The 13,228-nt window shown below is 40.9% G+C and carries 11 protein-coding genes; 7 read left to right on the forward strand and 4 right to left on the reverse strand.

Annotation, left to right across the window (positions count from 1 at the left end; all coding sequences use genetic code 11):
* Positions 1-13 precede the first annotated feature (13 nt).
* The 5 genes from M2273_RS11375 to M2273_RS11395 all read left to right on the forward strand — a co-directional run bounded on the left by M2273_RS11375 (position 14) and on the right by M2273_RS11395 (position 6,490).
* Positions 14-2,044, forward strand: a complete 2,031-nt coding sequence (locus M2273_RS11375; protein WP_429396821.1) for an alginate lyase family protein — start codon at positions 14-16, stop codon at positions 2,042-2,044.
* 628 nt (positions 2,045-2,672) lie between these two features.
* Positions 2,673-3,542 carry an alpha/beta hydrolase gene (locus tag M2273_RS11380; RefSeq protein ID WP_429396823.1) on the forward strand — a complete coding sequence of 290 codons (870 nt, stop codon included), beginning with the start codon at positions 2,673-2,675 and terminating at the stop codon, positions 3,540-3,542.
* A 22-nt stretch (positions 3,543-3,564) separates the two neighbouring features.
* Complete coding sequence (locus M2273_RS11385; protein ID WP_429396825.1) at positions 3,565-4,860, forward strand: CitMHS family transporter; 1,296 nt, start codon at positions 3,565-3,567, stop codon at positions 4,858-4,860.
* Positions 4,861-6,195: an acyclic terpene utilization AtuA family protein gene (locus M2273_RS11390; protein ID WP_429396826.1), complete on the forward strand. Its 1,335-nt coding sequence runs from the start codon at positions 4,861-4,863 to the stop codon at positions 6,193-6,195.
* Positions 6,185-6,490, forward strand: coding sequence for an AtuA-related protein (locus tag M2273_RS11395; protein ID WP_429396828.1), 306 nt, complete (start codon positions 6,185-6,187; stop codon positions 6,488-6,490). Before M2273_RS11390 ends, M2273_RS11395 begins: the two co-directional genes overlap by 11 nt.
* Positions 6,491-7,200: 710 nt before the next feature.
* On the opposite strand, the gene M2273_RS11400 is transcribed toward M2273_RS11395, so the two are convergent.
* Positions 7,201-7,623: a hypothetical protein gene (locus tag M2273_RS11400; RefSeq protein WP_429396830.1), complete on the reverse strand. Its 423-nt coding sequence runs from the start codon at positions 7,621-7,623 to the stop codon at positions 7,201-7,203.
* Between the two features lie 872 nt (positions 7,624-8,495).
* On the opposite strand from M2273_RS11400, the gene M2273_RS11405 reads away from it, so the two are divergent.
* Positions 8,496-8,690, forward strand: coding sequence for a hypothetical protein (locus M2273_RS11405; protein ID WP_429396831.1), 195 nt, complete (start codon positions 8,496-8,498; stop codon positions 8,688-8,690).
* 267 nt (positions 8,691-8,957) lie between these two features.
* Here the strand turns inward: M2273_RS11405 and M2273_RS11410 are convergent, their stop codons facing one another.
* Complete coding sequence (locus M2273_RS11410; RefSeq protein ID WP_429396833.1) at positions 8,958-11,387, reverse strand: ABC transporter permease; 2,430 nt, start codon at positions 11,385-11,387, stop codon at positions 8,958-8,960.
* A gap of 230 nt (positions 11,388-11,617) precedes the next feature.
* Here M2273_RS11410 and M2273_RS11415 point away from each other — a divergent pair, with 230 nt between their 5' ends.
* Positions 11,618-11,740: a hypothetical protein gene (locus tag M2273_RS11415; RefSeq protein WP_429396835.1), complete on the forward strand. Its 123-nt coding sequence runs from the start codon at positions 11,618-11,620 to the stop codon at positions 11,738-11,740.
* 195 nt (positions 11,741-11,935) lie between these two features.
* Here M2273_RS11415 and M2273_RS11420 read toward each other — a convergent pair whose 3' ends face one another.
* Entirely contained in the window at positions 11,936-12,394 is a 459-nt protein-coding gene (locus M2273_RS11420) for a JAB domain-containing protein (RefSeq protein WP_429396837.1), read from the reverse strand.
* Positions 12,395-12,588: 194 nt separating this feature from the next.
* Positions 12,589-13,209, reverse strand: a complete 621-nt coding sequence (locus tag M2273_RS11425; RefSeq protein WP_429396838.1) for a hypothetical protein — start codon at positions 13,207-13,209, stop codon at positions 12,589-12,591.
* Positions 13,210-13,228 lie beyond the last annotated feature (19 nt).

The raw sequence follows: 13,228 nt of genomic DNA on the forward strand, positions 1-13,228 counted from the left end.
CATCAAAAAAATTATGGATTATATAAAAGGAGTGTGTTTATTTCTATGCGTTTTTTTATTTGTATGCCTATCTGACGAGGTAGAAGCACAATCGTTCATACATCCGGGATTACTGCAAAGCAAACAGGATATAGAGCGGATGAAAACAGCAATAAAAGAGAAACAAGAACCGATATATAGTGGTTTTCTGGTTTTTCAGGCACATCCACAATCACAAAGTTCTTATCCTATTCAAGGGCCCATGGAAATGGTCGGCAGAAACCCAACCGTTGGGCAAGGTGTTTATGACGCGGATGCTAACGCCGCTTATCAGAATGCATTGATGTGGGCACTAACAGGTCAGCAGGAGTATGCAAATAAAGCTATCCAAATTATTAATGCATGGTCGTCAACATTAAAATCGATCACTGGACGAGACGCGGTTTTGATGGCGGGGCTTGGCCCGTTTAAAATGGTGAACGCTGCCGAGATACTGCGTTATACCCATTCAGGCTGGTCTGTGGCGGACATTGAAAATACAGAGAAGCATTTTCGCAAGGTCATCTACCCAGTGATCAAGGATTTTGCACCCTTTGCTAACGGTAACTGGGATGCCGCTGCTATGAAAACTATGATGGCGATCGGTATTTTTTGTGATGATCGCCCAATATTTGAACGGGCTTTGCACTATTATATTAATGGTGCCGGCGACGGTAGCCTGTTTAATTATATTATTAATGAGGCCGGGCAATGTCAGGAAAGCGGAAGGGATCAAAGCCATACCCAGTTGGGTATAGCCCATTTAGGTGACTGTGCTGAAATGGCATGGCACCAGGGATTAGATCTATATGCTTATGCAGATAATCGATTACTAAAAGGATTTGAATACACTGCCAAATATAACCTGGGGCAAGATGTGCCTTTTACCCCGGCTATGGACAAGACAGGCAAATATTTGCATCAACAATTATCAACTGAAGGTAGGGGGAGGCTCCGGGCCGTATATGAGCAGATCTATAATCATTACGTCAATCGTATGAGTTTAGCTGCGCCTTATACCCAACAGGCTGCAGAAAAGATCAGGCCGGAACAGCAGGGACTTCCCGGTGCCGATCACGTAGGGTTTGGAACGCTGCTTTACTCCAGAAAAACCGCAACAGGTCGGGAAGATGACACCTATATTATACCGGTTTCCCCAGCTGGTTTATTGGCTAAAACTTCATTAGCCAGCGGTAATACCATAACCTGGGTGGCTTCCATCGCAGCGAAATACTATGCTATAAAAAGAGCGGAACAGAAAAACGGACCCTATACGATCCTGGCAAATAATATCACCAAGCCATTGTATCAGGATAATACAGCATTAAAGGGCAAAACCTATTATTATGTTGCTTCCTCGTTTAATAAATCCGATGAGAGTGTGAACGCTTATCCGGTCGGCATAACAACAGGTTTTCGGGCTAGCTGGCAACATTCATACATTGGAGGGGAAGAACATACAGCAGGTCCCGTGATTTATGATGGCCAGCAATTTACTATAGAAGCTGATGGAATGGGAATTGACAGTTTACATAATCAGTTTAAATTTATTTATACGGCGTTGAACGGCGACGGGGCGATCACAGCCCGGTATGTTCCGCAGATTAGCTCACAGTTTACCAGTTTTGGACTGGTCGTACGGGACGGGTTGACAGCCAATAAGCCGCAAGTGGCCTTGATGGTAAGGCCCGAATTATCAGGGCAGCCAGAGGCTCCCCATTGGTTCACCAGATTATATTCATGGACGGCCCCGGGGAATACGAGGAAAACTGTTGCCTCAAGCCAGGTTCTTGCAGCACCGGTAGTCACCTTTAGTCGTTTAACGGGGTATTACTGGCTTCGTTTACAACGAAAGGGAAAGGAACTGTCTGGCTATTCCTCCATTGATGGAAGGAGCTGGGTGAAAATTGGTTCCATAGTGTTGCCCATAAGGAAACAAGTTTTACTGGGCTTAGCAGTTGCATCAGGTTTAGAAACAGTATCCACTACAGTTTATTTCGATCAGGTAGATTTAAAAAAAAGATGATCGTTCCCTCATGGCAATGGTAATTTATAAGGTGTTTCGGCTCTATCGGGTCACGAGAGTTACTCAGGCCACTTTCCTGACCAATGGAAAATTTACAAAAGGATTTGGAACTCCTATTTTGCCGGCCTTTAACCCCTTTTGTCTTGCCATCTTCCATATTTGAGAAAATGAAGCAATTGCCATTAAGAGGATTCTTAAAATGTCCGAGGTGCGGAAGAACACTAACGGGAAGCCCATCTAAAGTAAAACGCAATGGTATTTCTATTATCACTGCCAATCTTCCTGTCGGTTTCGCTTAAATGCAGATTGTGTCAATAGTTCGTGTCCAGTCATGGCACTCAAAAGCCTATCAAGAAAATGAGGGACTTTTTTAAATAAATCTAATTAGGTTTTTCTTTATTGTGTTATATTTACACATTGACTTTTAAGTTGTCAGGAAAATAAACCATTCAATCCACTTAATACGCCTTATTAAAATACAAGATGCCTAAAACAATGAGCATGTTTTGGAATAGCCTATTCCTGTTTCTGGCATGTTTGTTATGTTTTTTCGTTTTTTTTCCGAGGCGAAAATCATGAGGCTTGCCATCGCCAAAACAGATAAAAGCAATGTTAACGCAATAGAATTATGAAAAAAGCTTTCTACATTATCTCCCTTATGATGTTCAGCAGTTTGTGCTCATTTGCCTCCAAAGTGGATACAATTGAGATATCAAGCGCTGTTATGACTAAAACGTTTAAAGCGGCCGTTGTATTCCCTGACGCTTATGCAAAAAGTAAAACCACTAATTTTCCGGTCTTGTACCTATTGCACGGTGGTTACGGACATTTCAACGACTGGCTGCTGAAAACCCCGGATAAAATGCTGGTCAGGAACCTGGCAGATCAGTATAACATGATCATTGTGATGCCTGAAGGCGAGATATTCAGTTATTACATTGATAGCCCGGTTGATCCGAAAAGTAAATTTGAAACGTATATCACCAAAGAGGTCATTTCATTTATTGACAGTAAATACCGGACGGTGAAAGATAAAAAGGGGAGGGTGATCACCGGTTTATCCATGGGTGGCTATGGGTCGTTATATCTTTCAACTCGCCACCCTGAGCTGTTTGCTGCAGCCGGAAGCATGAGCGGTGCGCTCGACCCTAATATGACAACCTGGAAACTGGAAAAAGAACGGTTTGACATGCTTACCAAATATGTAGGTGCGATATTCGGCCCTTTTGATGCAGAAGCATATTTGAAGTATTCTGTCGTAAATATGGCTGATCAGATCAAAAAAAATGACATGCCGCTGGTGATGGATATTGGTGTAGACGATTTTCTGCTGGAACCCAATCGCGAATTACACCGAAGACTTGTTTATAACCATACGCCGCATGATTACACCGAACGCCCCGGCGGCCATACCTGGGAATTTTGGCAAGCAGCCTTGCCGAGTCATTTATTATTCTTTAGTAAGGTATTAAAAGCTAATAATACCGCTGTTCAATAATTTAGTTTCAGATAAAAATTAAATGCTGTCACTGCTCGGATTTTTAACCATTTGCGTCTTTTTAGGATTGATCCTGACGAAGCGCCTGTCTGTACTGCTTGCGCTTATCCTGGTGCCAATCGTATTTGCACTCATCGGCGGCTTTTGGCCAAAGGAGATAGGTGAAATGGTATTAGGAGGGATCAAACAAGTAGCACCCACCGGTATTTTGCTGATATTTGCGGTATTATATTTTAGCCTGATGATAGATTCAGGATTGTTTGATCCGGTGATCCGGGGCATTATCAATGTCGCCAAAGGCGATCCTCTCAAAATCACTTTGGGCACCGCTATTTTATCCATGCTGGTTCACCTTGACGGTGATGGAACTGCGACTTTTATGATCACCATTACCGCGCTTTTCCCAATTTATAAAAAATTAGGGATAAAAAAACTGATACTTCCCTGTATTGTAGCGCTTAGTGTAGGAGTAATGCATCTGGTGCCTTGGTCGGGGACTGTGGCAAGAGCATTGACTGTTATGAAAACCGATCCTGCCCACTTGATCGTCCCTATACTGCCATCGATGATAGCCGGAGTATTTTGGGTGCTTTTCGTGGCTTTCCGGCTTGGCAAAAAAGAACGTAAAAGGCTGGGCATCGTTCATCTTGATTATAACCATTACCAGGAACTTTCTGACGAACAAAAGGAAAGTCGACGGCCGGCGCTATTTTGGTTCAACGCTGTTTTAACTGTTATTTTGATCGCGGCGCTTATTTTGTCGCTGGCTCCACCTTCAGCATTATTCATCATCGGTTTTGCTGTTGCTTTGTTGGTCAATTATCCATCCCAGGCCGAACAAAGAAAAAGGATTCAGGCACATGCTGCCAATGTTTTTTTGGTTTCCATCATAATTTTTGCGGCCGGGGTATTTTCCGGGATCCTTACGGGGACTAAAATGATCGATGCCATGGCTTTGTCGATGGTTTCCATTATCCCCAAAGAGCACGCGGGCTACCTGCCTGCATTGGTCGGGGTTACCAGTATGCCATTGAGTTTGATTTTCACACCTGATGCTTATTATTTCGGCGTTATCCCGGTTTTAAAAACGGCTGCTACACATTATGGGTTAAATTCTATAGAGATAGGACGGGCGGCTATTTTAGGGCAGATGACCACCGGGTTTCCGTTAAGTCCTTTAACCGCCTCAACTTTTGTGCTGGTGGGATTGTCAGAAGTGGAATTGGCTGATCATCAAAAATTCACCTTTAAATGGGCGTTTGGTACAACATTGGTAATGACACTCATAGCCATATTAACCGGAGCGATAAGCATATAAATGAAGCAAAAAGAAAAAATACGTATAGGCTGTGGGGCCGGCTTTTCGGGAGACCGGCTGGAACCTGCTGTTATTCTTGCCGAAAAGGGAGGGCTTGATTATTTAGTTTTAGAATGCCTGGCGGAACGGACGATCGCCCTGGCGCAAAAACGTAAAGCAGCAGACCCCGCCCAGGGTTATGATCCGCTATTACAGCGTCGCATAGAACAGCTGTTGCCATTGCTCAAAAAAAATAAAATTCGTCTCATCACTAATATGGGTGCGGCGAACCCAGTAGCGGCAGCGGATAAAGTTATTGAAATAGCAAAAAAACAAGGGATCTCTATCAAGGTAGCAGCAGTTATCGGCGACGATGTTCTCGAATATATCAGCGGCGATGAAATTGCTATGGAAACAGGAAATCCTATTTCCTGGTCAGGACAAGTTGTTTCGGCCAATGCCTATTTAGGGGCAGATGCTATTTTGCCGGCCCTGGAAACTGATGCTGATATTATTATAACCGGGCGTATTGCCGATCCTTCCTTATTTATTGCACCATTAGTACATGAGTTTGGCTGGTCTTTAGATGATGCCGATATTATTGCCAAAGGAACTGTGATAGGCCACCTGATGGAGTGTGCGGGACAGATAACCGGAGGTTACTTTGCAGACCCGGTTAAAAAGCCAGTCGAAAACATGAGCACATTAGGGCATCCTTTGGCAGATGTTTACCGGGATGGGTGTGCAATTATAACCAAAGTTGACGGAACCGGAGGACGTATAACTTTAGCTACCGCTAAAGAACAATTATTATACGAGGTAACAAATCCCAGTCAGTATATTACGCCGGATGTTGTCGCTGATTTCACCACGGTGTACCTGAAGCAGATGGAAAAAGACTGCATAACAGTTACCGGTGGCAACGGCAACAGAAAGCCGCCTACATTAAAAGTCAGCATTGGTTACGCGGCAGGTTTTACGGGCGAAGGCGAGATTACTTACGCGGGGGTAAGTGCGTTGGAAAGAGCCCGGTTAGCGGGCGAAATAATCGGGCAACGTTTAACAGATCGGTTTCCAGGTTTAAGAGTTGATTTCATCGGCCATACATCGGTGCACCCAACTTCGCTGGCAAATCAGCATAAACCATATGAAGTGAGGTTGCGCGTAGCCGGCAAGGCGGTAACAGCTGATGAAGCAGCTATTATAGGCGAAGAAGTTGAGGCGCTTTATACCAATGGACCCGCTGGTGGCGGTGGTGTGCGAAAATATGTAAATGAGGTGATAGGCATCGTGTCAATCCTGATCGATAGAAACAAAACAAAGTCATCAGTAATCGTGAAAAGTTATGAGCATTAGACTTTATGATATAGCACACAGCCGTGCGGGTGACAAGGGAAATACACTTATCTTGTCGTTGATCCCTTACGAAGAAAAGGATTATGAATTGCTGTGTAATTTAGTGACTGCGGATAAAGTGAAGCAACATTTTAAAGAGGTGATATACGGCGAGGTTGTCCGATATGAGTTACCCAATATTTCTGCCCTGCAATTCGTATGTCAGCAAGCCTTGGCAGGCGGGGTTACCACCTCTTTAGTTATGGATACGCATGGCAAAACGTTAAGCTATGCACTGCTTGAAATGGAAATCTAATACAATGTAAATTGCGCTATATTTTTTGAGTTTCCGGTATGATATTGCTACTTGTCCGATTATTAATACCTATTAGGGCATGAATTTTCAATAAAAATATTTGCATGATCTTTGATTTATCGTCAACGCTGTAAAAAGCAATTTAACGTGAAGATAACGATGGAGATTGCAATCATTGTCCGCCAGATACCGGCTGGACAAGCTGAAATCCACACCTGACTTTACGGCTTCCAACTACAAAAAATGCATGGATTACTCTGGCTGTAGGGTGATGTTTTTTACACAGCAAGTAGCCTATATGCGCAAAGTTATGCGGGAATACCCGTTCCAAGTTTGAAATAACAGCACGAGATAACGTCTTCAGCCGATTACATCAATCAGTCTGTAATATTTTAAGCGGCTTGATCCATTGATGAAGCTTTACTAGTACCGGCAGTATTGTGTGGTATAAGTCAGAGGATATTAACAGGCTATTGTAAGGAGGCTTGGTATAAAGTAGGCGTTTCCTGCAACCTTATCACCCTAAACCCGGCAATCAGGTTTACTGGCTGCCGGGTGGGAGTATAACCGATACTGTGCATCAGCGCATCTCGATAATAAACCATATTTAACACTGATTAAAAACGTAAATCATATATAAGGCAAACACCCTCAAAAGGGTCAACCTGTTTTAAAACGATTTACAGAGCCTATTAGTTAATTTAAAGCTATTAGCTATGGCCGGTAATGATGCACTGGCCAGAGCCGCTACTGGGTAAATAGAAGTAATAATTTACCCCTCCGATATTCATCGTGTAGCTTTGATTGGGCAGTAATGTATATGCACTGCCAACCCATAAAATATATGAATGTGTATGAGGGTCTACAACTTGTGTATTACCCATAAATGTGAATGGTACGCCTGCGAGAAAAGGATTGTCGACCAGCGGCCAGTTGAGCGACACCCAGGGATTGCTGGCATCATATCCAATAGTCCAGTTAACACCAGTCGGAAAGGTTACATAAGGTTTTTTAATAGCTGTTTTCACTTTGTGTGGTTTAGGCACTTTTGGCACAACTACAGCATCCGAAAGTGTAGTAAATGATAAACAGAACACTGCTATTGCAGCAGGAAAAATGAGAAATTTTTTCATAAGGGTTATTGTTTTAAGTTTAAGCTAAAATAAATAACTATATTATTGGTACACCCGTTTCAAAAAAATGGCGCAAACGATTGTTTTACAAAAAGTTATTAACAATATGACTAAATGTATTAATTCACAAAAGAGAAGCTGTTTAATAAGTAATCTTCAGGATAATTCCCTCAGAAATCGATACTCAAATTCGCCCGGGACGATTGGTCAGGACTCCTGGAATATCCAACGGGGTGGTCAATGACTCCGAATATCTAGTTGCCTCCATTAATCTTTATTATTTCTTCGTAAAGCATCTTCATCGAGGTTAGGCGAAACCTGTTGATACAACAACGTAGCTTTCTGCTTCTGTTTTGGAAAAAATGCCGAACTTATCATAAGATTTATGCACTGCCGATATGAAACCAGCTTATTTATATGTCCGTGTTAGTACAGACGAACAAAAAAGAAAAGGTTACTCCTTACCTGAACAAGAGGATCGCTATTAAAATATTGTGAGCATAATGATATAGAAGTTAAAGGCATCTATCGTGAAGATTTTTCGGCGAAGAACTTTAACAGACCAGAATGGAAGAAACTAATCGCAATAATCAAGAAAAAGCGAGCAACAAGCCATTTCCTGCACTCTGGAAAAGGAACTGTATACCATTAATATGAAATTAAGCGCATTGATGGACAATTAAACCTGGCCAATAGGCCGATGATAGATGTTTTTCGTGGTTTTGAAGACTTGGAAACCGCTGATAAAAAGCAGATCATTAGTTTAATTGCGCCAACCTGCATAGACTTAAAAAAACGCGAAGTTTCTATAAAAATAGACAATGCGTTATCAAAATATTAGTAATAAAAAGAGTTGGTAAATCCATTAAAAAATGAGTTTCATTGATAAGAAGATATCCGTTAAGCGAGCAGTCTTGCTTTTGGCAAAACGTGGCATTCTGGTTGATGATGATGAAGCTGTAGTCATATTGAACTTTCTTTATTTGGTCGCAAAGACTTATCAATATGATAGCAATTTAGGCGCAGTAAACCTTAACAAGAAATCGAACTACAAAAAAATAGGTTAATAGCATTCCTGACACACTTTTTAAACCGTTATCTCTTAACGGTTCAGGAATTTCTTTGCTAAAATCGAACTACAAAAAGCCTTATTGTAAATGCTTGTTTATCAGTATTTTATTGTATAAAAAAGGAGGCAACATATACATGTTGTCTCCTTAAGTGACCCTTAGTACACAGTTTTCGAACTTTTTTATGGTAGATTTGATGGCTCTCGCTTCCCTAAATCAGATGTAATGATTAACTAAATGAGCGAGGTACTTGTGATTGTCAGGTTATTCAGCTTTTAAACTTTTAATGGGGTTTGTTAGCGCCGCCTTTATACTTTGGTAGCTAACGGTTAGCATAGCTATAAAAATTGATATGCCTGCTGCCATTGCAACCATCCACCAGCTTATATCAATACGGTATGTGAAATCCTGCAGCCATTTTGCCATTGCCCACCAGGCGATTGGCGTAGCTATTACAATGGATACTACTACGAGCTTAACAAAATCGAAAGACAGCAGTGCGGTGATGTTGCCAATACTTGCGCCCAATACTTTACGTATGCCTACCTCTTTACTGCGCTGTTCAGCCATAAAGGCCGCCAGTGCAAACAAGCCAAGACAGGCTATTACAACGGCCAGTACTGCAAACGTAGTTAATATGTCCCTCATGCGCTGTACATCAGCATACATGCTGGCAAAGGTTTCGTCCATAAAGGTGTAACGGATAGGTTGTCCCGGTGAAAATTCTTTCCAAACGGCAGTGATTTGTGCCAGGGTGTTTTTCACATCGTGGCCTTTTATCTTAACAGATACTATTGACGAGCTCTGGCCAAGGTGCATTGCTAATTCATGAATGCCCTGACGTAATGATTCGTAGTTAAAATCATGCACTACTCCAATAACCGTAAATACTTCTCCGTCGTTGGTTATCCTTTTTCCTATAGCATTTTTAAGGTTAAGGTTATTAGCCAATGTTTGGTTGATAATAACTGCATGTGAGTCTGCATGGGTTTCTGGAGCGAAATTACGACCGGCAACTAACTGCATCCCCAGCGTTTTTAAGTAATCTTTATCAATCTGCCACATCTGGCTGGTAGTTCCCACGTCTTCCTGGGCCTTACCCTCGTTCCAAAACCTCCTACCACTGCGTTTGGTACCATCAACAGGTAAATAATCGCTTACAGATACACTGCCTACAGCAGATATTTTTTGCAATTCGTTTTTAAAATCGGTTACCTTGTTGTCAAGCGTGTTCGTTCCCTGTATCATTACAACCTGATCTTTGTCAAAGCCGACTTTTTTATTCAGGATATATTCCATCTGGCTGTATATAACAATAGTGCCGATGATCAGAATAATAGAGATAGTAAATTGAAAAACAACCAGCCCATTCCGTAAGGCCGAACTTTTACTACCCGCACTTAACCGGCCTTTTAATACATCAACCGGTTTAAAGCCTGATAAATAAAACGCGGGATATATACCTGCTGCAACACCGGTTATAAATGCTGCCACTATAATTATTGGGAACAGCCACCACTCTTGCCATGGCATTACCAACGATTTAGAGGTAAGTATATTAAAATAGGGAAGTAACAGCGCCGCTAAAACAAGGCCTGACATAAACGATAAGGAACTATACAACAGTGATTCTATTAAAAACTGAACAATAAGCCCACTGCGTAACGATCCTACCACTTTGCGTAAACCAACTTCTTTGGCCCGGTTAGCAGATTTAGCAGTGGATAAATTTATAAAATTAAAACAGGCTATAATCAATATAAAGGCAGCCAACGCACTAAAAAGCCATATAAAACGGATATCCCCATGCGATATCTCATCTTGTATGTCGTAAGATTTTAGGTTTATATCTGAAATATTCTGCAGCGTGAAAGAGAGTTTATTTCTTAATTCACCAGCCATTTTATCACCACTTTTTGCTAACGATTCTGCTATGTTGGAAACGATAGTTCGCTTCATGCTTTTCTCAAATGCAACTGCATCTGCACCCGGCTTCAACAAAACATAAGTGCGATAATTGCTGGCAGTCCATCTTGTTTGCTCGCCATCTGAAAGTTGGTGAGCCGTAAGTGTTAAAAAAAAACTATACTTAAGGTGAGATGTTGCAGGGAAATCATGCATAACGGCGCCTATCCGGTAAGGCTTGGTTTTATCATTATTGATATACATCACCTTACCTACTGGATTTTGATTAGGGTAGTATTTATCAGCTTTACTTTTTGATATTACCATGGTAAAGGGCTCGCTAAGTGCCGTTCTCCTGTCACCGTAAACCATGGGTAGCTCTAATATATCCAATAACGATTGGTCTGCATATGCAAAACCCTCTTCATGTGTATTTTCAATAGCGCCTGCCCGTTTTAACTCAACACTGCCCGCTCCCCAAAAAAGTGATTTGTCCATTATCCGGCCAGTGGCTTCTACTTGTGGATATAAGGCCTTTAATGTAGTTGCTGTTGGAGCTGGCACATCTGTACCTTGCCAGTATGAATCGTCACCTCTAAACCCAGCCACTATCCTAAAAATTCTGTTGGTATTAGGATAGCTTTTATCAAAACTCATTTCATTACGTATATATAAGCTTATTAGGAGGCAGGCGGCAATGCTTAATGCGAATCCACCTATCTTAATAAGTGCATACATTTTTTGTTTACCCAATTGCCTTAGTGCAATTTTGAAATAATTTTTTATCATACCAGTGAGTTAATAGCATTAATAAGCAAGCAAAGCTTGCTTAAGCAGTATTAAGATGCGTGCCAGTTTTATAAAATTATGTTAATCAAGTATTTGTGAATATTAAAAAAGAATAATCGTTCGAATACGAACAGCTATGTGTTCGGTTATAGAGCGTTATTCACAGTACAGCATTTAAATACTTAAGATCAGAAGTGCGTCATAAAATGAGTCATGTTTACCTCATACATATGAAAAAGGTTGCTGGTGTTGAAGAAACTGATTCGATTTATCTGAGTATCATTACCCCATGGACTAAAATACACTTTTTTGATATCGTAAAGCACAAAAAAGCCCTTAACAGAAACTACTAAAGGCTAACAATTAAAGGTGACCTGGGAGAGGATCGAACTCTCGACCCACTGATTAAGAGATAGGGGCATTTTCTGCCTTTTCAGATACTTAAAGCCAACTTTGAACGCCTTAACAGTTATTTGTGCAAACTATGTGCAAACGAACGACCTTGTTAATAAATTAATGAACTAAATTGCTAATATAATGATTTGCTTTTATAAGATACCTTCATCTGCAAATGAATAGTAACCATCTGATGTTACGATGATATGATCTAAAACCTGAATGTCCAGGACCCTTCCAGCCTCTTTTATTCTTCTTGTCATACTCAAATCTAACTCGCTTGGCTGCAAGTTACCTGATGGGTGGTTATGTGCTAAAATTACATGATGAGCACAACTTAATAACGCTGATGCGAAAACCAACTTTACATCTACAAAGCACCCTGCCATTCCACCCGTACTCACTGTATAAATTCCAAGTACCTTATTGGACCTGCTTAGTAGCATCAATTTAAATTGTTCTATAAACTCGATATTACCTTTATCCCAGGACGATAAGAATAACTCGTAAGCTTGTCTACCCGTTTCAATTTTGGGTCTGCGTTGAGCCTTAATGACTGGCCTGTAGGTCAACTGAATTTCTGCACATTGAAGCATGTTTTGCATTTCCATAATCTTGATTGTTAAGTGAATAAATAATTATGGTGCCCCAACAAGTGCAAGGCTGAATTAAATGCAAGGAGGAACGGAATAAATGTAGGGTAGTGAGTAGGGTTGTGTTTATGCCGGAAATTCCTTGCCTTGTATTCCAGACTCCCACTTAACTTTGCTGAATAATTATTATCTCACTCTTCCTTCTTTAAGAATTATTTCATGAGTGCCTCGTCAATGAAAAATAGCATCTCCTGATTTGCCTCCATATAAGTAGTATTAAGACAACTTTTAGCAGATGAATACCCCAACATGTTCGGCTTAGATGCTATCTTACTTATATCTTTCGTATGCTTATCCTCCTTGTTCCCTCTATAATCATAAACCTTTAAAGCGTAAGCAGTAAGTGCATTCCATTTGCCTTCGGGAATAACACCATAAGAAAAGCTACCACCAACGCTTCCAATGCCCACCTTAACATCAGCTCCAAAAGCTGCATGATAAGCTGCAATTCCGACTTTGACTGTAATATGATTTTTTATTGGGTCTTTATAATAGTTGCTTGATGGCAATAAATTAACTACAGCAGAAGGATATGTTGCTTTGATAAATTCAGCCAATTGGTTAACAGTGTTTTCTGAAGTACATTCTATTTTAGAATTTTTCGTCAGCAATCTTCCATCAAAAATTACGAGGTCTAATGTATCATGTTCAAGAAAATTCTTTCTTGGGGTAATTAATTGTTCTTTTGGGCACCAAACATATAGTTTTTGCGCATGGATAGCATTTGAAATAAAAAGCAAGGCAATTGTCGCAAATCTGGCAGCGTTCTTCATTGAATATGTGAATAAGATT

Origin of the sequence: Mucilaginibacter lappiensis (genome assembly GCF_050433765.1) — a bacterium.
Lineage (GTDB): Bacteria > Bacteroidota > Bacteroidia > Sphingobacteriales > Sphingobacteriaceae > Mucilaginibacter > Mucilaginibacter lappiensis_A.